The sequence below is a fragment of the Halomarina rubra genome (assembly GCF_023699475.1).
GTDB lineage: Archaea > Halobacteriota > Halobacteria > Halobacteriales > Haloarculaceae > Halomarina > Halomarina rubra.
In genome coordinates, this window is record NZ_JALXFV010000008.1 from 104,070 (window position 1) to 123,438 (window position 19,369).

A 19,369-nucleotide genomic window follows, 5' to 3' on the forward strand; every position below is an offset into this window, starting at 1 on the left:
CCACTACTCCGTTAACGATAGTTCTCTCGAAGCCCGCTCACAGCAACGCTCCGGGGTTCATGATACCCTCGGGGTCGAGCGTGCGTTTCATCGAGCGCAGCGCGTCGAGGTACGAGTCGGGAATCTCGCGGTGGTAGTGCTCGCGGTGGACCCGACCGACGGCGTGGTGGTGGGTGCTGGTCGCGCCGAACGCGTCGAGCGTGTCCGAGGCCGTCTGCTTGATGCGTCGCCACTGTTCGACCTCGTTGCCGGGGTCGGCGGGGGCGAGCAGGGTGTAGTACGGCGCGGGGCCGTCGGGGTAGACGTGGGTGAACCGACAGGAGAGGAAGCCAGCGCCGCACTCCTCGCGCATCGCCTCGGTCACACGCCGCCGGACGGTCTCGTGGAGGTCGGGGAACCGGTCCCACGTCACCGCCGTCTCGAACGTGTCCACGAGGACGCCGACGCTCACCAGCGTGTTGAACCGGTAGGGGGCCTCGAAGAACGAGTTGCGCCACTCGCCCGCGGCGTCCGAGCGGTCGGCCGCGTCGCCCTCGTCGTCCGCGCCTCCCCCGTCTTCGCCGCCGGTGGCGGTGTCGGGTCCCTCGTGAGTCGGGTCGTCCCACTCCCCGCCGTGGTCGCCGCAGATGGCCAGTGCGCGCTCTAACTGCTCGTCGGTCGGGCCGTCGAGCGACTCGAAGCCGAGCAACAGCAGCGAGGACCCGTCGTCGGCCAGTTCGTTCAACATCGCCTCGTAGGGGCCGAGCAACCGGCAGTTCGCCGGCGAGTGCCGTGCCTGCACGACCTCGCGGGTCGCCTCGACGCCGTCCCAGAAGTCGTCGAAGCGCACCGTCGCCTTCGAGCGGTGCTCGGGCCGGGGTTGAACGCGCACCCACCCCTCCGTGATGACGCCGAACGCGCCCTCGCTCCCGAGGAGGAAGCGATTCGGGTCCGGTCCCGCCCCCGACGCCGGGAGGCGTCGGGTCTCCAGCGGACCGACGGGCGTCTCCGCCCGGACGGACTCGACGAAGTCGTCGATGTGGGTGTAGCGGGTCGCGAAGTGCCCGCCGGCGCGGGTCGCCACCCACCCGCCGAACGTCGAGAACTCGTAGGACTGGGGGTAGTGGCGCAGTTGGAGGCCCTCCTCGGCGAGTTGAGCGTTCAGGTCGGGGCCGGTGATGCCCGCCTGGACACGCGCCGCCCGCGAGGTGTGGTCGACGTCGAGTACCCGGTCCAACTCACGCGTGTCGAGCGAGACGACGCCGGCGTAACCCGGCCCGTGACACTCGACGCCACCGACGACGCTCGTCCCCCCGCCGAACGGGACGACGGCGACCCGTTCGTCGCTCGCCCACAGCAGGAGGTCGGGAATCTGTGACGCCTCCTCGGGCCGAGCGACGGCGTCCGGTGCGGGGTCGTACTCGCCGTAGAACCCCCGTACGAGGTCGGGGTACCCCTTCCCGTAGGTGTGGCGGGCGCGCACCTCCGGGTCGGTCGTGCAGAAGTGGAACGGCGGGTCGACCCGCGGGTCGGGGAGGTCGAGGTCGTCGTCGGGCATCGGGAGGAGGGGTCGTTCGGGGAACCCCAGCATCGTCTCGACGCGGGCCTTCGTCTCGCGGCGCTCCGCGTCGGTCGGTTCCCGGTCGGCGTGGCCCCACCCCCAGCGACTCAGGTCGGCATCCGGTGACATGGCCCACCCTGTGTGGCCGACGACAAAACACTGTGGGCGCAGCGGGCGGGTCGTCTCAGCTCTCGCGAACCGCTCCGTGGGCGGTCTCGACGCATCGCCGAAGCGACTCACCGTCGGCCGGCCCGAACAGGTGTGTCCGGCAGTCACAGTCCGACGCGCCGAGACCCGGTACCGACGGGACCTGCTCGTCGAGCGTCGCCGCGACGGCGCACTCGGCGTCGACGTCGGCGCTCGTCACGACGGACGCGACGGTGCTCGCCGGGTGACCGAGCAGGTAGTCGACGTGCCAGTGACGGGTCCCGCGCTCGCCACGCGCCAGTTCGCGGTGGCGCTCGACGCGCGAGAACCCCCCCGGTCCGAACGCCGTGCCGACGTAGGCGTAGGTACCGGCGGGTAGCGAGCGCTCGCCCGCTGCACCGAACGTCACGGTCGCGTCCGCTCCCAGCGAGACGACGAGCGTGTAGGTCCCTTCCCCGTCCATGTCCCGCGATTCGACCGCCGACGCGAAAAGCGTCGTGACCGTCGCCCTCACGTGACGGCGAAACGACTTTGTCTGCGCGGTATGTTACCCTCGAACGAGGTGGCAAACCATGCCGGTACCCGTCTACCCATCGGACGAACCGGAGGAGGAGGAGGAAGTCCCCGACGGCGAACTCCCGACGTTCCCGTTGTGGTGTCCGAACGGCCGCTTCGTGGTCGTTCCGGGCCACTGACTCCGCCGGGCGAGCGCGGTGACGCGACCCCGCGGGAGCCCCCGCTGTTTACGTACGTCCGAGCGCTACGGTAGCCCATGCCACAGATAGCACTCAGCGAGGAGACGGTCCGACGACTCGACGGCCTCCGCACGGAGGGCGAGAGCTACGACGACGTCGTCTCGGAACTGGTCAGCATCTACGAGGCCGAAGAACGGTCGATGGCGACCGGTCCCGACGAGTCGGGGTGAGCCGTCGGCGGTTCGCCGTCGGCCGTCGTCGAAGACGTGACGGACCCGCCGCGTCGACCATCACTCGTCTTCGTCGAAGTCGAGTGCGACGGAGTTGATGCAGAAGCGCTTGCCCGTCGGGTTCGGCCCGTCGTCGAAGACGTGGCCGAGGTGGCCGCCGCAGTTCGCACAGACGACCTCGGTCCGGACCATCCCGTGAGACGTGTCCTGCCGGAGTTCGACGCTGCCCTCGGCGGCGTCGTAGAAGCTCGGCCAGCCGGAGCCCTCGCCGTCGAACTTCGTCCCGGAGTCGAACAGTTCGGTTCCACAGCCAGCACAGACGTAGGTGCCCTCGTCGTCCTTCCCGATGAACTCGCCGGTGAACTTCGCCTCGGTGCCCTGCTCGCGGAGGACGCGGTACTCCTCCTCGGTGAGCACCTCGCGCCACTCCTCGTCGGTCTCGGGCAGGTCGTAGGTCTCTGTGTCGCTCATACTACCGGTAGGCGTTCGAGGCGTATCAATCCGTGGCGGGCGTGGCGGGGGTCGACCCCGCATCTACGGTTTATCCCTTGACGTTGCAGACCGGCCGCATCCGCGCGACCTTCGTCCCGATACCGAGTGCGTCGCTCACCCGAACCACCTCGTCGACGTCCTTGTACGCGCCGGGCGCTTCCTCGGCGACGGTCGCACCTGAACGAGCCTTGACGTAGACGCCCTCGGAGCGCAAGCGCTGTTGGAGGTCTCCCGCGGTGTACTCTCTCTTCGCCTGTGTCCGCGATTTGAGTCGCCCCGCGCCGTGGGCCGTCGACCCGAACGTGAGTTCCATCGAGCGCTCGCCACCGGCGAGCACGTACGAGTGGGTGCCCATGCTCCCCGGCAGGAGGACGGGTTGACCGACGTCGCGGTACGCTTCGGGGACGTCGGGGTGGCCCGCCGGGAACGCGCGGGTCGCACCCTTGCGGTGGACGAGCACCTCGACGTCCTCCCCGTCGACGGTGTGGGTCTCCTCCTTGGCGACGTTGTGGCAGACGTCGTAGACGAGGTCGACGGCGTCGGTGTCGAACAGGTCGGCGACCGCCTCACGGACCGCTTGGGTCATCGCCTGCCGGTTCGCCCACGCGAAGTTCGCGGCGGCGTACATCGCCCCGAGGTAGTCCTCGGCGACGGGGTCGCCAAGCGGTGCGTAGACGAGTTGCCGGTCCGGAAGCGAGTCGACGAGGTCCGGGTACGTCCGCTCGAACCGGCGGATGTACTCCTGACACACCTGGTGGCCCAGTCCGCGGGACCCGGAGTGGATCATGACGACGACCTGCCCCTCCCGAAGACCGAACGCGTCGGCGGTGGCGGCGTCGTACAGGTCGGTGACGCGCTGGACCTCGAGGAAGTGGTTGCCCGACCCGAGCGACCCGACCTGGTTCACGCCACGCCGTTTCGCGTCCTCGGGGACCGCGTCGGGGTCGCCCGGGAGTCGGCCGCTCTCCTCGCAGTGGTCGAGGTCGGCCTGCCGGGCGTGGCCCGCGTCGCGCATCCACTCCATCCCGACGGCGAGGATGCCCTCCAGGTCGTCGCGGTCGGTCCGGACGTACCCTCCTCTCCCGAGGCCACACGGCACGAGGTCGTAGAGGCGGTCGACGAGCGCCTGTTCGTGGCCCCGCACGTCGTCGTAGTCGAGGTCGGTTCGGAGGACCCGGACGCCGCAGTTGATGTCGAACCCGATGCCGCCCGGCGAGACGACGCCGCCGTCCATCGCCACCGCCGCGACGCCGCCGATGGGGAAGCCGTAACCGAGGTGACCGTCGGGGAGGACGACGCTGTACTTCTGGATGCCCGGGAGCGTCGCGACGTTGCTGCCCTGCTCCAGCGTTCGCCCCTCCTCGCGCATCTTCTCCAGGAGGGGTTCGCTGGCGAACACCCGGGTGGGGACACGCATCTCGCCCTCGCGAGCGATCTCGTGGACGTTCTCGGTGAGTTCGGTGAGGTGCATACGCGACCGTTTCCCGCCGACCGAGAAAAGCGAGCGCACCCGTCGGGTCGTGGGGATGTCGGTCGGGGTCGTCGCTCTCAGACGTCGAGGGTCGCTTCGAGCACCCACCCGTCGTCACCCTCCTCGACACGCATCTCGCTGTACGTCGGGCTCTTGACGTCGAACAACGGTTCCTCGATGGGGGCGACGAGCAACGTCGCGTCGAGCGCGTAGCCGTCGGCGGTCGTCGAGACGGTGCAGTCGGCGGCGTCGACGACCGCGACCCCCTCCAGTTCCTGGAGCAAGACGAGGTCGGCGAGGAAGTCGAACAGGAGCGCCTCGCGGTCCTCGCTCTCGACGTGGACTTCGCGGCGAGAGTCGGCGGCCTCACCTCCCTCGGCGATGGCAGCGAACGCGCGTACCGCTTCGACGAACGCGTCGTCCAGCGATGGCCCCCTCGCTCGGAACCGAGCGTCCGCGGGGTGTGAGAGGAGTTCGTACCCCATCAGACGTGCTCGCCGGTCCGCCGCCCCGTCACTCGCTCGGCGACGAGTTCGTACACCACGACCGTCACGTCTTGAATCGCCTCGTCGAACACGCGGAGGTCGCTGAACGCCCCGCCGACGGCCGTCGCGTCGAACGCCTCCCGTTCGTCCGGGGAGAGTCTGCGAAGGGACCCCTCGACGACGATGCTCCACGAGTCGCCGTCGTCGACGTCGTAGCAGAGGAAACACGCCTCGTCGGTCGCTTCGAGGAACGCCATTTTCTTCGAGTGGCCGTCGTCGCTCAACCGGAGATAGAACGCACCGTCGTCGTACGCGTACGACACCGGGAGCGCGTAGGCGTCGCCGCCGTCGGCGAGCGCGAGGACCCCGGCAGTCCCCGCCTGGAGCCGTTCTGTGACTTCCTCGTCGCTCATCCCGATGGTGTAGGTGTACCCGATGTGCTCCATGCTCTGCGTTGGACGCGCGACGACATAGAACGTGCATCCGTTCGGCACCGTCGGGCGGGCGACGTGAGTTCTCTATCTGTGTAAGAATAGTGGTACGATGGCGTGGAACGCTCGGTGCGTAGGTAGTGTCTATGTGGGGTATGTCGTGGATATGGCGCTTGAGGATGGAATATCAGGGTGTCGAACACCGCGAACAATATCGCCTTCGGATTTTCGGTAAGTCTCTGCTTAGAGAACCGTCGGAACCGGATAACGAAGGGGGACAGCGTGGTCGAGCGAACTGAAGATGAACACAACCACGAACCGAACACTCGCAGCCGTGTTCGCCGTCTTGCTGGTCTGCTCGGCCGGTGTCGGCGCGGCGGCCGTCGTCGCACCGGCCGGGACGGCCGCGGGTGCCGACTACCAACTCGAACTGCCCACCGACCCGCACTGGAACACCTCCGTCGACGACGCACCCACCTCGTTCCCGGTCACCGTCACCAACGAGGGTGACACACCGGGCAACCAGACCGTCGAGGTCACGTTCGACATGGACCGCGACGGCGAGTACGAGACGACGCTCGTCTCCGAGACCGTCGAACTCGCGCCCGGCGAGTCGACGGTGGTTTTCTTCAGCCACGAGTTCGAGCACGAGAGCCTCGGCGAGTACCACTTCCAGGTCACCTCCGAGGACGACACCGTCGCGAGCTCCGTCGTCAACTACTGCGCCATCGGTCTGCACGACGTCACGGCCGTCGACGACGCCGTGAGCGCCGAGCGCGGCGAGACGGTCACGGTCAACGCGACGGTCGACCGCACCGCGTCGTTCGCCTCGAACCAGACGGTCGCGTTCATGCTCGACAGCGACGACGACGGCCGACTCGAACAGTTCGACGCGACGAGCGTCGCCCTCGACGGCCAACTCGGCGAGAACGACACCGTCGACAGCGAGACGGTCGCCTTCGACGTCGACACCTCCGGTCTCGACCCCGGCGTCTACGAGTACACCGTGCTCGTCGGCGACGAGGGGATGACCGGAACGCTGACCGTCGAGACCGTCCACTACCAGGTCGACCTCGTCGTCGGCCAGCCCGAAGAGACGCTCGGCGAGACGACCGAGGACTTCTACAGTCCCGACGGTCGTCTCGTCAGCTACCTCCACGGCACCCCCGGCGTGGGGGCGACGAACTCGACGACCGCCGGGTCGCTGAACGCGACGTACGGCGACGCCTTCGAGTCGAGCGCCATCGTCGTCGCCGACGACGGCGAGACCGCGAACGTGACCGTCACGGTCGCCGAGAACGAGTCGCTCACCCTCTCGCTGGTCAGCTACGAGGTGCTCGACGTCGACGCCGGCTTCGAGTGGACGACGCTGCAGACGTTGGCCGACGCCGAGACGCGGACCCTCGACGGCGGCACCTACACGTTCACCGTCGACCTGCCGACCGACGCCGAGACGACCGACTCGACGACCGCTACGAACTGAGATTCGTCTCGTCCGTCGACTGGACTGGCCGCTCCATCGTGGGGTTCGAAAAAAATTCGTGCTCGTGTCGGGCCGTGCAGCCACGACGCGCGAACTCAGGGGAACGGGCGCTCACGCGTGGGCCACACGTCGTGACACGAGCACGGGCCGAATGCTGACTCGAACGACCCGGAGCATGAACGGGACCGTTCGCCGTCTTCCACCTGCATCGACCGGGGTCAGAGCGTGCCCCATCGACCTGCTACGACCGCACCTCTATTAAATTCGTTGACACTTCTAGCGCGCTGGCACACTCACCGACTTCACAACACAAGGCTCGACGCCACGCGACGGGTGCGAGCGGGGACGGTGTCGTCGCTACGAACGGCGAGTCGGGGACGGCCGTGGCGCGAGACTCGAAACGCTGAGTCGTTCACACCGGCGCTCAGTGGACCACCGGGTCGCGATACCGTCCGAGGAACCGCTTGCAGTCGGGACAGTGGACGACGACGAACCCGTGGCGCTCGTGGCGGACCAGCGCCGCGGTCTCGTGGTCGACCTCGCATGTCGGACAGAACGGCATACATAGTTAAATGGTAGCACGCGACAATACAGGTTGCGGGTAGTGGTCACTGATTCGACGTCGACGGTCGACTTCCCATGCCGGTGGCCGCTCTCCGTCCTCTTCGAGACGGTCGACCGGCGAGCGCCGCCGCCGTGCGCCCGGCCGTTAAGAGACTGCTACCACCGATTACCGACCCGTTCAGCCGGACAAACGACGGTTATCTCACATGTTACTACGCCGAACTGTCTCGAACGAGACGTATGGACGCTCGTCGGCCCCCGAACGCTCGTCGGTCTCCCGTCCGGTCCGACCGGGACGCGTGGTCACTAGTCGCCGTCGCCGCCGCGACGGCGCTCCTCGGAACTGTCGTCGGCGCGCTCGTCGGGGTGCCCTCCTTCCCGACGGCGCTCGCGCCGACGCTCGGCATCGCCCTCGGGCCGGTCGGCGTCTGGGGCGTCCTCGCCGGGAGCCTCCTGCGGACGCTCGCTGCGGGCACACCGACCGTCGCCGGGCTGTTGGCTCCGCTCACCGACGGCCTCGTCGCGTACCTCGCGTTCCGTGCGTGGGGTCGGCGGCGGATGGTGACGAGTACCGACTGGCCCGGACTGGGTGACGTCGCGACGCTCGCGCTCGTCGGTGGTACGACCGTCGCCTTCGGTACTGCCCTCAGAACGTGGCTGGGGACGCTCCTCGCCGGCCAGTCGGCGACGGCGCTCGTCCCGGTCGCACTGTCGTGGCAGGTCCTCCCCGCGACCCTCCTCGCGCTACCAGCGGCACTCGTCCTCGCTCGCTCCGAGGGCGTCGGCTTCGTGCGAGCGTCGCGACCGGTCGGCGTGGGGACCCCTCGACTCCTCGCGGCGTCGGTCCTCTCGGGTGGTTGGCTCGGTGCGATGTTCACCCAGGCCGTGCTGTGGCGGGACGTCGTCTCGCTACCCCACGCCGGCGAGCAACTGGCGGCCAGACTTCCCACAGCCGTCGCCGGGCCGGTCTCGCTCGCGGTCGGTCCTCGTGCGGCGCTCGTCCACGTCGCCGTGGGCGTCGCGACGCTCGCCGTGCTCGCGGCCATCGTCCGGGGTGGGCGTGCGCCAACCCCGCGTGGCTGGGGTATAAGTGAGTCCAGCGCCGAACATGTCTTCGAAGATGAAATTATCGAGACGTGATGCACTCGTCGCGCTCGGCGCGATGGGTGTGGGGGCGGGGGGTGTCGGGGTGCTCCGGGAGCGGGCCGCCGAGAGCGAGGAGGCGATGACCGACGTCCTCCTCGCGGCCGCGGAGGTGGTCTACCCCAGCGCAGTCACGCCGACTCGGGAGTTCGTCTCCGCGTACGCCGTCGGCCGCCGCCGGTTCGACGCCGACGCGGAACGGTTCGAACGCGCGGTCGCCGACCTCGACCGTCGGGCACGCCACGACACCGGCCAGTCGTTCGCCTCGTTGTCACTGGCCCGCCGTCGCGACGTGTTCCGGTCGCTGGGGGCGGACCGCGCCCACGCCAACCACGGGGGGACGACCGCCGAGCGGGTCCGCTACTACGTCGTCGACGACCTGCTGTACGCGCTGTTCGCGAGTCCGACCGGCGGCGAACTCGTCGGCTGTGAGAACCCACCCGGACATCCCGGCGGGACCGACGCCTACCAGCGAGGACCGGAGGCGTGAGCGACCACACCGAGGTGTGTGTCGTCGGGGCCGGCCCCGCCGGGTCGCTGCTGGCCGCCCGACTCGCGGCACGCGGTCGGGACGTGGTGGTGCTCGACGCCGGCCCACGGTTCGACCGCGCCGAGGACCTCCAGCGCGTCGAGCGGGAGTTGCGCCCCTCCCACAGTCGCCCGGACGTGTGGGAGATGGACCAGGACCCGTCGCGAGACGGCGTCCGCGACAGCTACAGCACCACCGGGGAGATCGACTACAAACTCAACCGGGCGCGCGTGAAGGGCGTCGGTGGGACCACGCTCCACTGGGGGGCGATGACGCCACGACTCCACGAACAGGACTTCGAGATGGCCTCGCGTCACGGCATCGGCGTCGACTGGCCCATCGACTACGGGACCCTCGAACCGTTCTACTGCGACGCCGAACGCGAGATGAGCGTTTCGGGTGCGCCCAACCCCTACGCCGGTCCGCGCAGCGAACCGTACCCGCTCCCCGCGTTCGACCCGAGTCACTCCGACGGCATCGTCCGCGAGGCGTTCGCCGAGCACGGCGCACCGCTCCACGCCTGCCCACGGGCCATCAACTCCGAGCAGAACGACGGGCGGAGCGCCTGCATGGGCTACGGCACCTGCCAGCCGGTCTGTCCCTCGGGCGCGAAGTACAGTGCCGACGTCCACGCCGACCGTGCCGAGAAAGTGGGCGCTCGCATCGTCGACCGCGCGCCCGTCGTCCGTCTCGACCACGACGAGTCGGGCGACCGCGTCGTCGCCGCCGTCTACGAACGCGACGGTGAACGGCGACGCGTCAGCGCCGACGTGTTCGTCCTCGCGGCGGGTGCCGTCGAGATTCCTCGCCTCCTCCTGCTCTCTACCTCCCAACGCTACCCCGACGGTCTCGCGAACACCTCCGGGGCGGTCGGGCGGTACTTCATGGAACACCCCGGTATCAAGGTGGTCGGCGAGTTCGACGAACCGACACGTCAGCACCTCGTCGGCTACGAGACATCCGTCTCCGAGGCGTTCTACGACCACGACGACGGGCCGGCGGGGACGATGATCGTCCAGCCGTACAACGACGCCGGCGAGTACCCCGTCGCGGCGGCGCTCTCCTCGCGGCCGCTGTCCGGTCGCCTCGCCGACGGCGACGTGACCGCCCCGTTCGCGAGCGACGAGTGGGGCGACGCCCTGCTCGACGACGTCCGTGAGCGCACCGAGGGGTTCATCGCGCTCAAAGCGTGGGTCGAACAGCTTCCCGAGTGGGAGAACCGCGTCGCGCTCGACCGCTCGCGGACCGACGACCGGGGCCACCCGGTGCCGGACCTCCAGTTCTCGGTCGGCGAGCACGCGAGCGCGTCGCTCCGCCGCGCCGAGTCGTTCCTCTACGACGTGCTGGAGTCCGCTGGCGCGACCGAGGTGAAGACGGTCGTCGGCCCCGACGAACCGTGGTTCGCGTTCCACCACCTCGGGACGACCCGGATGGGGACCGACCCCGAGTCGAGCGTCGTGAACGCGCAGTTGCGGACTCACGACCTCGACAACTGCTACGTCGCCTCCTCGTCGGTGTTCCCGACGGGCGGCGCGGCGAACCCGACGCTCACCATCGCCGCGCTGTCGCTACGTCTCGCCGACCACCTCGACGGGACGCTGTAGAGACCGACGGACGCACGCTGTGCTCCGGTCTCCGGCCCGCTCGACTCACCCCTCCAGTCGCTCGTACGCCGCCGCCACGAGCAACGGGAGGAACACCGTCGCGTCGCCCTGAACGGTGACGTTGCGGGCGTCCTTCTCCAGTTTCCCCCACGAGCGCGCCTCGTCGAGCGTCGCCCCCGAGAGGCCGCCGGTCGACGGCGAGTCCATCGTTATCTGGACGGCGTAGTCGTACGACCCCGGCGTGACGAGCATCGTCTGGAGGGTGAAGTTCTTCGGGACGCCCCCGCCGACGAGCAGACAGCCCGCGCGCTCGGCGTCGAACGCGAGGTCCGTCAGCGGCGTCATGTCCGTCAGCGCATCCAGCGTGAACGCCGAGGTCTGGGAGTACATCCACGCCTGCAGACCCAGTACCGAGTCCTGGACGGCGGGGCAGTAGATGGGGACGTCACACTCGTAGGCCGCCGCCGCGACGCCGGCGTCCTCCTCGACACCCTCGCGCTCGTTGACCTCGCTGTTGGCGCGGCCGAGTTCGTGACAGAGCCGTTCGATGCCGACGGTCCCCTCCTCTTCGAGCACGGGGAACACCTCTTCGCGTAGGTGACCCTCGAACGCCGCGAAGTGCTCCTGTGGGAGGTAGACGTTGTAGATGCGGTCGACCTCCTCGTCGCGGAGCTGTTCGTCGTGGTCGCGGGCGGTCTTGCCCTCCTGGTGCTCGTTTCCGTGGTGGTGCTTCCCGCCGATGGCCTCGATGGCGTCGTGGGTGAGGTTCGCGCCCGTCGTCACCAACGCGTCGACGTGGCCGTCGCGAATCAGGTCCGAGACGACCCGTCGCATCCCCGTCGGGACCATCGCGCCGGCGAGCGAGAGGAAGACCGTGCAGTCGTCGTCGGCCAGCATCTCGGCGTAGACGTCCGCGGCGTCGTGGACCGCCGCCGCGCCGATGCCCGCGTGGCCGTACTGCTCGACCAGGTCGCCGACGCTCATCCCCGCGTGGACCTGCGCGTGGCCGATGGGGTCGTGGGAGAACTCCTCGCGCTCCGGGTCGGGGTGGTGGTGTGCGTGGTCCGTGTCGTCGTCCCCGGCGTCCTCGCGCTCGTGGCCGTGGCCCTCGTCGTGACCGTGGCCCGTCTCGTCGTCGTGGCCGTCGCTCATACGCGGAGTGTGCGGGAGGAGGACTTGAACGCTGGGAACCGCGGTCGTCCGGGTTACTTCAGCCGGTCGACCCGGATGATGGTGCCGTCGTGGTCGAAGTAGTACGCGCCCCCGTCACGGTAGTAGGGGAACTCGCCCATCGCCGTGGTGAGGTTTCCCGCGCTCCCGCCGCGGACCGTCAGACTGGCGTACCCCTTGTCGCTCTCGAGCGCTTTCGTGAACAGCGGTTCGAGCGCGCTGGCGTTCCCGAGGTCGTCGGTGTCGATGACCGTCGCGCTCTCGGGGGCCTCCGAGACGACGTTGGCGTTGTACGTGACCTCCTCGGCGCGGTTGATGTTGAGTGCGCTCCCCAGGTCCCCGATTCCCATACAGCCCGACGTGACCGTCAGACACGCGAGTACGACCCCGACGGCGAGCCGGGTGTTCCTACTGGTCGACATGAGCGTTGCTGACGGCGGACTGCCGTATATCTAAGCACCCGTTACAACGGAGGTAGCGGCTACAGCCCGGTCGGATGGTCGACGAAAGCGGTGGCTAACCCCCACGAATCGCAGAGGTCCGCCAGCGAGCGGACCCCGAACGTCTCCGTCGCGTAGTGGCCCGCCAGGAAGACGTGGATGCCCGCCTCCCGGGCCTCGTGGTACACCTGCTGTTTGCCCTCGCCGGTGACGAGCGCGTCGACGCCCTTCTCGCGGGCCTCGCCGAGCCAGTCCGCGCCGCTGCCGGTGACGACGGCGACGTCCTCGATGCGGTCGGGTCCGAAGTCCAGGTGCTGCACGCCGTCGTTGTCGAGGGCGGTGAGCGAGTCGCGCAGTCGTCGGGGACTAATGGGTTTGCGCTCGCCACGAACCCCGATGTGTTCGCCGCCCAGTTCACCGAACGGTTCGCGGTTACGCAGGTCGAGGTTGGTCGCGAGGCCCGCTGCGTTGCCGAGTTCGGGGTGGGCGTCGAGCGGGAGGTGCGAGACGTACAGCGCGCAGTCCCCGCGAATCAGCGGCGCGATGCGGTCGTAGTCCATCCCGGTGACGCGGTCGAGACCGCCCCAGACGAGACCGTGGTGGGCGAGCAGTACGTCCGCGTCCAGTGCGACGGCCTCCTCGATTGTCGCGACGGCGGCGTCGACGGCGACGGCGACGCGCTCGACGGCCGCGTCGTCCGGCCCCACCTGCAACCCGTTGGGACTGGCGTCGAGGTCGGCGAACGCGTCGGTTCGTAGTTCGTCGTCGAGTCGCCGGCAGAGCGTCGCGAGTTTCATGCAGGCACGTGCGGCCCACACGGTTATGAAGGTCGCCGGAGTACCGGGTGACTGCCTGCAAAGGCGCGAGCGACACGAGGTGACACCTGATGGGAAAACTCTCTAAGGCGTTCCGAGTGTGGCGACGACTACCACGCCGAACGAAACGGCGCATCACGCGCAAAGCACGGCGAATCGTCAGCCGGGGCCGGTAGGCCCAGACGCTCGTTTCTCGTCCCTCGACCGCCGAGCGACGGCTACGGTTCTCGCTCAGCGTCGACCGACTCGTCCTCTGCATCGGCCGTGCCGTCCCCGGCAGCGGCGTGTGCGAACACGAACGCGCGCAGGAGTTTGCCTGCCAGCGTCGCGGCCTGCCCGTCGTCGCGGTCGTTGACCTCCACGACGTCGAAACCGAGCGCGCGGGGAGCGACCGCACGGACGACGCGGTGCATCTCGCGACTCGTCAGGCCGAACGGCTCCATCGTCCCCGTCCCGGGCGCGAACGCGGGGTCCGCACCGTCGATGTCGACGCTCAGGTACGCCTGCCCGTCGAAGTCGGGCGTCCAGTCGGCCACCTCGCTCGGCGGCACGACGGTCACGTCGGGCTCGCTCGCGCGCTCCCACTCGGCCTCGCTACCGGTCCGTGCGCCGAGAATCACGGCGCGGTCGGCGTGGTCCAGCACGTGCCGCGTGACCGTCGCGTGGCTCAACGGGTTGCCGTCGTACTCCTCGCGCAGGTCGAGGTGGGCGTCGAGACAGACGAACGTGAGGTCGTCGGGAGAGTCGTCTCGCTCGGTCACCGCCTCGACGCCCGCACGGGTGACGGTGTGCTCGCCGCCGACGAGCAGCGGCGTCGCCCCGTCGGCGAGGACGTCCGTGAGGGTGCCACGGAGGAACTGGAGGTAGTCGCCCGCGTCGTCCCACGCGTGGACGTCGCCGGCGTCGTGGACCGACAGGTCGGTGAAGCGACTGTCGGTGTGGTGGTCGTAGTCGTCGAAGGTCCGTGAGAAGCGTCGGACGCGGTCCGGACCGAACCGCGTGCCGGGTTGGAACGTCGTCGAGACGTCGAGGGGAGCGCCGACGACGACGTACCGGGCGGCGGTACGGTCGGCACGGGCCCCTGGAAACATCGACCTCAGACGACCTTCCGCTGGTCTTCGTACTGCAGGTACTCCAGCTCGTCGTCCGAGGACGGGTCGAAGTCGTCGGGGACGCGCATCGTGATGGTCTCGTACGTCTCGAGGTCCATCACCTGCATGTCGTTGCCGTCGACGCTGATGACCTGACCCTGCTTCCGGTCGATGATGGGGACCCAGATCTTCGCGTCGACAGGCTGGGTGAAGTTGCGCTTCTTCGAGTCGAAGACGCCCTTCCCCTCGACGCGAGCCTTCGCGCTGCCGTGTTTCCCCGGCTTGGCGGTGCTGTAGGAGTTGATGACACACGGCGTGTCCTCGATCATGACGTAGCTGCCCTCCTGAAGGTCGCGGACCTCGTTCTGCTGTTTCGCCATACTCGGCGTATCAACCCCGGCTTGATAAACAATTTGAACCGCCGCGCACGTCGGTTCCCGGTCACGGGGCGTCGGTCGGGGTGCGGTCGTAGTATCGGTCTGCCGTCGGCGCTCGGTCGAGGTGGTCGTCGTCGCGCGGCGGTCACCGCGCAGCGGTCACTGCAACTCGACGCCCGTCACCGAGAGGAGTTCCCGGACGAACGGGGCGTCCTCGGCGAGTTTCGCCGTCCCCTCCTCGCGGTCGTAGGTGACGACGCCCGCGTCGGCGAGCGTCGGGAGGTGGACGTGGCGGAGCGCGACGGCCGTGGAGGTCAGGTCGTCGGCGTCGGGGTGGCCCCCGGCTTTCGTCGCGGCGACGAACCGCGCGAGTTCGTCGACGCCGATCTGGCCCTCGCGGTCGAGGTAGTAACAGATGTACCGTCGTTCGTGGTCGGCGAGCACGCGAAGCGTCTCGTCGATGGACTCCTCACGGACGTTCGTGGTGAGTATCTCGTCGTTCGGTGCGGCCTCTGGGCCGCCTGGTGGTGAGTCGGACATCCTCTCGTGTGACGGGGCTGGTTCGACGACCCGCGTCGGTCGTGACTGCCGCCGGAGTCGTCTGGAGGCGACACTACCGACGGGTATAGTTACGCTTGACATAGGGCCTCTAAGGCCAAACCCTTTGTGTCGTAACGCCCGCTTGCAGCCGACCTACGCGAGGACCGAATCCACGCGTTCCAGACCGTCTCGAAGCCGTTCCGTCGGGAGACCGAACCCGATGCGGAACCGGTCGGGGTGACCGAACGTCTCGCCGGGAGCCAGCACGACCCCGGCCTCCTCCACGACGCGCGCGCAGAACTGCTCGCCCGAGTCGAACCCGTCGGGGACGGTGACGAACCCGTTGACGCCGACGGGGTCGTACCACGAGAGGTCGTGGCGTTCGACCCACTCGCGGGTGACGTCGCGGTTCTCGGCCGCGACGGCGCGGTTCTCCGCGAGGATTGCCTCGCGGTCGGCGAGCGCCTGCGCCGCGAGGTGCTGGCCGAACTGCCCCGGCGAGATTGTGGTGTAGTCCTTCCAGTTCCAGGCCGCGTCGACCACCTCGGGGGGGCCGGCGAGCCAACCGAACCGCAGGCCGGCGAGGCCGTAGGCTTTCGTCACGCTGGAGGTCGAGACGCCGTACTCGCCCATGCTCGCCACGGGGGGCAGGGGGTCCTCGGCGAGCAGGCGATACACCTCGTCACACAGCAGGTAGGCGTCGGCGTCGGCCGCGAGGTCGTACACCGCCCGGACGGTCTCCTCGGGCAGGTACCGACCCGTCGGGTTGTTCGGGTTGTTGAGGACGACCAGCGACGTCTCGGGTCGGATGGCGTCGGCGACGGCGTCCACGTCGAGGTCCCACGTCGGCGGTTCGAGGTCGACGGTCGTCACCTCGCCGAACGCCTCGGGGACCGACCGAAGCGACTGGTAGGTCGGCGTCACGACGACCGCGTGGTCCTCGGGACCGACGAGACCGAGGAAGACGAGCAGGTTCGCCTCCTGGGCCCCGCAGGTACAACACACCTCGTCGGGCGAGCGGTCGTACTGCTCGGCGACGGTCGCGCGGAGGTCGGGGTCGCCGTTCGTCGGGATGACGTAGCCCAGTTCGCCGACGTCCGTGTCGAAGCGGTCGGCGTCGAGACTCCGGATGCCGCTCTCGGCGAGCATGACCTCGGCGTCGTGTTCGTACCGGGCGAACCACCGCTCCAGCGAGAACGGTTCGATGTCCATACCCAGCGAACCCGTGGGGTCGGCATAAGGGTAGTCGCCGGTGCAATCGACGCACCGCCCTTCGTGTCGGCGAGCGGATAAAACGTCTTGTCTCGTGGGGGTGAACACGCTCTCATGCACATCCCGACCCCCGAGGACTTCCACGCGCTCGACCGGTGGGGGCTCGTCGCGGACCCGATGGCCGCGATAGCGGACTACTCCGAGGCACGCGCCGAGCGCCGCGAGCAGAACGAACGCCACCGTCGCGCCCGCGACGCTCACGCGGAGAACACGGCCGAGGAACTCCTCGCCGACCCACAGGCGTACCTTCGCTTGCTGTCGCGGCCCATCGACCGGACGAAGTGGGCGTACCTCAAGCGCCGGAAGGCGTGGTTCCACCCGCCAATCGGGTGGGGACGGTTCGCCGCCCCCGGCACCGCCCGCGTCCTCGACCTCGGCTGTGGCGACGGCGACCAGACCCAGCGCGTCGCCGAGTTCGTCGCCGGGCGTTGGCTCGAAACCGACTTCGACGGGTTCCCGATGGAGATAGTGGGCGTCGACTGTAACGAGTCGCGCGTCGAGAACGCCCGCCGACACGCGACCTCGCCACACCCGAAGATAACGCTCCGGTTCGAACATGGCGACGCGGTCGACGGTCTCGACTACGGCGACGACTTCTTCGACTACACGCTGGCGACGGGGCTGTTCGAAGTGCTCGGTGACGACGACGCGAGCGCCGTCCTCGACGAGACCGGCCGTCTCACCGCCGCGGGGGTGTACGTCCGGGACCTCCTCGACGAGTACCCCGGTCTCCACCCGCGGCCGGACCTCCCGGAGCGCCTCGCCGCACGGGGGTTCGACGCCGTCGAGCGCCACCGCGTCTTCGAGGAACCGTTTGTCGAGGAGGGGACGACCGACCCGCTCGCGGTCTGGCCGATGAACCGCCACCAGGTCGTGTTCGCCGAGACGAGCGACCCGACGCCGCCCGAGGCGCGCTACTGAGCGGTCGAGACGGCTTCAGGGGGCAGACTCACTCTCGTCCCGTCGTGGTCGAGTCGCTCGTCCGCTCCGTGTCGCTCTCGTTCGCCGCGCTGCCCGGCCCACCGAACATCCCGCCCGCTCCGCCCGCGCCACCCGCCGTACCCGTCTCGCCGCTGGAGGGGCCCATCGCGCCGTCGAGACCGCCGCGGGCGTCGGCGTCGCGTTCGCGCATGCTCTGGCGGGTGAACTGCGGTCGCGCCCGGATTCCGCTGTCGTCGCGGAACGAGAGGTAGAGGACCACGAGCGCACCGGCCGCGAACAGTCCGGAGACCGCGGCGGCCTCGACGGTCGAGAACGCGTACAGCAGCCCCGTCGTCAGCGTCGTCGCCGTCAGAAACAGGCCGACGATGAGTCGTCTCGCCAACTGCTCCATCACGCGGTCGGAGTCGTCGAGTCGGGTCTGCACCGAGAGGTTCTCGCGGTTGACCGCGTCGAGCGCGGACTCCAGTTTCGGCGGCACCCGGACACTCGACTGGACGGCCTGGTTGACGTCGTCGAGACGGTCTTCGAGGAACTGCTGGACGCCGGCCTCGATGTACCCCTCGGACTGCAGGTAGTCGGTCGCCACGTCGATGAAGTCGAAGTTCGGGTCGAGCGTCACGCAGACGCCCTCGACGACCGTCGCCACCCGGAGGACGAGCGCCAGGTTCGGCGGCAGGCGCAACGGGAACTCGTAGATGGTGTCCTCGACCTGCTCGATGATCTGCTGGACGCGGTACTGCTCGATGTCCTCGCCGCGGGCGTCGGCGATGGCGAGTTCCATCACGTCGGCCATCGTCTCGCGGTCGGCCTCCGGCGAGAGCGTCCCCATCTCGATGAGCGCGTCGAGGATGGCGTCGATGTTCTGCTGGGCGATGGCCCCGTAGAACTCGACGATCTTGTCCTGGATGTACGGGTCGACACGGCCGCTCATCCCGAAGTCGTAGAACACGAGCGTGCCGTCCGCCTGGACCGCGAGGTTGCCGGGGTGGGGGTCGGCGTGGAACACGCCGTCGTCGACGATCATCTGGAGGTAGACGCGCTGGAGGGTCTCCGCGAGACGGGTCCGGTCGACGCCCAACTCGTCGAGGTCGTCGACGTTCGAAATCTTCGTCCCGTCGACGAACTCCATCGTCAGCACCCGGCCGGTCGAGCGCTCGTCGACGACGGCGGGAATCTTGATGGCCGACTGGTCGGCGAAGTTCGCCTTGATCTCCTTCAGCATCGTCGCCTCCCGTTCGTAGTCCATCTCCTGGCGGATGACCGTCGCGAACTCGTCGGCGAGCGTCTCCAGGGAGAACGACTGGGCGGTGTCGACGAACCGCATCAGGATGGGCAGGGAGAACTTGATGACGCGCAGGTCGGCGTTGACGAGGTCCTCGACGTCCGGTCGGCGGACCTTGACGGCGACGCGCCGGCCCTCGTACTCCGCGAGGTACACCTGGCCGAGACTCGCACCGCTGATGGCCTTGGGGTCGAACGCCTCGAACGCGTCGTCGACGGGGCCGAGTTCCTCGGTGACGACGGTCCGGGCCTCCTCCCAGGGTGCTGCGGGAACCTCGTCCTGGAGGGTGGAGAACTCCTCGATGTACTCCGGTGGGAGGACGTCCGGGCGCGTCGAGAGCAGTTGTCCGAGTTTGATGAACGTCGGGCCGAGCGTGAGCATCGACTCCAGCAGGCGTTTCGCGCGCCGACGACGCGTCTCGCTCGACACCTGCCGTGGGCTGCCGACGACGAAGAACCGTTTGCGGTCGCGGGCGTACGCCAGCAACAGCGGGAGGAACTGGTAGGCGACGACGAAGAACCGGCGGTAGGCGGAGACCGCCATCTACGGCCTCCGGCGGGTGACGGTGCGTGGCGGCCCGGTCCGGTGGGTGGCGACTGACAGTCCCCGACCGGGTGGGGTGGGCC

General features: G+C 68.9%; 22 protein-coding genes. 7 read left to right on the forward strand and 15 right to left on the reverse strand.

Annotated elements, in window-relative coordinates; all coding sequences use genetic code 11:
* Positions 1-37: 37 nt before the first annotated feature.
* Together M1L36_RS15320 and M1L36_RS15325 are read right to left on the reverse strand one after the other, a co-directional pair.
* Entirely contained in the window at positions 38-1,669 is a 1,632-nt protein-coding gene (locus M1L36_RS15320; RefSeq protein ID WP_250874612.1) for an FAD-binding oxidoreductase, read from the reverse strand.
* A gap of 55 nt (positions 1,670-1,724) precedes the next feature.
* Positions 1,725-2,150 (reverse strand): GIY-YIG nuclease family protein, encoded by a 426-nt coding sequence (locus M1L36_RS15325; protein WP_250874613.1) that lies wholly within the window; start codon positions 2,148-2,150, stop codon positions 1,725-1,727.
* 109 nt (positions 2,151-2,259) lie between these two features.
* Between M1L36_RS15325 and M1L36_RS21445 the strand changes: the two genes are divergently transcribed.
* Entirely contained in the window at positions 2,260-2,382 is a 123-nt protein-coding gene (locus M1L36_RS21445; RefSeq protein WP_305794553.1) for a hypothetical protein, read from the forward strand.
* A 77-nt stretch (positions 2,383-2,459) separates the two neighbouring features.
* On the forward strand, positions 2,460-2,612 hold the full coding sequence (locus M1L36_RS15330) for a DUF7557 family protein (protein WP_250874614.1): 153 nt from the start codon (positions 2,460-2,462) through the stop codon (positions 2,610-2,612).
* Between the two features lie 60 nt (positions 2,613-2,672).
* Here the strand turns inward: M1L36_RS15330 and msrB are convergent, their stop codons facing one another.
* The 4 genes from msrB to M1L36_RS15350 all read right to left on the reverse strand — a co-directional run bounded on the left by msrB (position 2,673) and on the right by M1L36_RS15350 (position 5,506).
* A complete protein-coding gene (msrB, locus tag M1L36_RS15335; protein WP_250874615.1) occupies positions 2,673-3,083 on the reverse strand; it encodes a peptide-methionine (R)-S-oxide reductase MsrB in 411 nt (136 codons plus the stop codon).
* Positions 3,084-3,153: 70 nt separating this feature from the next.
* Entirely contained in the window at positions 3,154-4,575 is a 1,422-nt protein-coding gene (locus M1L36_RS15340; protein WP_250874616.1) for an RtcB family protein, read from the reverse strand.
* A 77-nt stretch (positions 4,576-4,652) separates the two neighbouring features.
* Positions 4,653-5,060 (reverse strand): archease, encoded by a 408-nt coding sequence (locus M1L36_RS15345; RefSeq protein WP_250874617.1) that lies wholly within the window; start codon positions 5,058-5,060, stop codon positions 4,653-4,655.
* Positions 5,060-5,506, reverse strand: a complete 447-nt coding sequence (locus tag M1L36_RS15350) for a pyridoxamine 5'-phosphate oxidase family protein (RefSeq protein ID WP_250874618.1) — start codon at positions 5,504-5,506, stop codon at positions 5,060-5,062. Before M1L36_RS15350 ends, M1L36_RS15345 begins: the two co-directional genes overlap by 1 nt.
* 286 nt (positions 5,507-5,792) lie before the next feature.
* Here M1L36_RS15350 and M1L36_RS15355 point away from each other — a divergent pair, with 286 nt between their 5' ends.
* Entirely contained in the window at positions 5,793-6,974 is a 1,182-nt protein-coding gene (locus M1L36_RS15355; RefSeq protein WP_250874619.1) for a hypothetical protein, read from the forward strand.
* Between the two features lie 424 nt (positions 6,975-7,398).
* Here the strand turns inward: M1L36_RS15355 and M1L36_RS15360 are convergent, their stop codons facing one another.
* On the reverse strand, positions 7,399-7,536 hold the full coding sequence (locus M1L36_RS15360; RefSeq protein WP_250874620.1) for a hypothetical protein: 138 nt from the start codon (positions 7,534-7,536) through the stop codon (positions 7,399-7,401).
* Between the two features lie 242 nt (positions 7,537-7,778).
* Between M1L36_RS15360 and M1L36_RS15365 the strand changes: the two genes are divergently transcribed.
* From M1L36_RS15365 to M1L36_RS15375, 3 genes are read left to right on the forward strand one after another with little or no spacing between them, the layout of a single operon-like run.
* Complete coding sequence (locus M1L36_RS15365; RefSeq protein ID WP_250874621.1) at positions 7,779-8,678, forward strand: hypothetical protein; 900 nt, start codon at positions 7,779-7,781, stop codon at positions 8,676-8,678.
* Entirely contained in the window at positions 8,659-9,171 is a 513-nt protein-coding gene (locus tag M1L36_RS15370) for a gluconate 2-dehydrogenase subunit 3 family protein (protein WP_250874622.1), read from the forward strand. The genes M1L36_RS15365 and M1L36_RS15370 overlap by 20 nt, the downstream gene beginning before the upstream one ends.
* Entirely contained in the window at positions 9,168-10,814 is a 1,647-nt protein-coding gene (locus tag M1L36_RS15375; RefSeq protein ID WP_250874623.1) for a GMC family oxidoreductase, read from the forward strand. The genes M1L36_RS15370 and M1L36_RS15375 overlap by 4 nt, the downstream gene beginning before the upstream one ends.
* Positions 10,815-10,859: 45 nt before the next feature.
* Here the strand turns inward: M1L36_RS15375 and M1L36_RS15380 are convergent, their stop codons facing one another.
* The 7 genes from M1L36_RS15380 to M1L36_RS15410 form a co-directional block, all read right to left on the reverse strand.
* A complete protein-coding gene (locus M1L36_RS15380) occupies positions 10,860-11,966 on the reverse strand; it encodes a deoxyhypusine synthase (protein WP_250874624.1) in 1,107 nt (368 codons plus the stop codon).
* A 53-nt stretch (positions 11,967-12,019) separates the two neighbouring features.
* On the reverse strand, positions 12,020-12,406 hold the full coding sequence (locus M1L36_RS15385; protein ID WP_250874625.1) for a hypothetical protein: 387 nt from the start codon (positions 12,404-12,406) through the stop codon (positions 12,020-12,022).
* Positions 12,407-12,465: 59 nt separating this feature from the next.
* Positions 12,466-13,221, reverse strand: a complete 756-nt coding sequence (locus M1L36_RS15390; RefSeq protein WP_250874626.1) for a Nif3-like dinuclear metal center hexameric protein — start codon at positions 13,219-13,221, stop codon at positions 12,466-12,468.
* Positions 13,222-13,457: 236 nt separating this feature from the next.
* Entirely contained in the window at positions 13,458-14,330 is an 873-nt protein-coding gene (speB, locus tag M1L36_RS15395; RefSeq protein WP_250874627.1) for an agmatinase, read from the reverse strand.
* 5 nt (positions 14,331-14,335) lie between these two features.
* Positions 14,336-14,710 (reverse strand): translation initiation factor IF-5A, encoded by a 375-nt coding sequence (locus M1L36_RS15400; protein WP_250874628.1) that lies wholly within the window; start codon positions 14,708-14,710, stop codon positions 14,336-14,338.
* A 156-nt stretch (positions 14,711-14,866) separates the two neighbouring features.
* A complete protein-coding gene (locus M1L36_RS15405; protein WP_250874629.1) occupies positions 14,867-15,247 on the reverse strand; it encodes a DUF7344 domain-containing protein in 381 nt (126 codons plus the stop codon).
* A gap of 153 nt (positions 15,248-15,400) precedes the next feature.
* Entirely contained in the window at positions 15,401-16,459 is a 1,059-nt protein-coding gene (locus M1L36_RS15410) for an aminotransferase class I/II-fold pyridoxal phosphate-dependent enzyme (protein ID WP_250874630.1), read from the reverse strand.
* Positions 16,460-16,573: 114 nt separating this feature from the next.
* On the opposite strand from M1L36_RS15410, the gene M1L36_RS15415 reads away from it, so the two are divergent.
* Entirely contained in the window at positions 16,574-17,440 is an 867-nt protein-coding gene (locus M1L36_RS15415; protein WP_250874631.1) for a class I SAM-dependent methyltransferase, read from the forward strand.
* A gap of 28 nt (positions 17,441-17,468) precedes the next feature.
* On the opposite strand, the gene M1L36_RS15420 is transcribed toward M1L36_RS15415, so the two are convergent.
* Positions 17,469-19,286 (reverse strand): ABC1 kinase family protein, encoded by a 1,818-nt coding sequence (locus M1L36_RS15420; protein ID WP_250874632.1) that lies wholly within the window; start codon positions 19,284-19,286, stop codon positions 17,469-17,471.
* Positions 19,287-19,369: the final 83 nt, after the last annotated feature.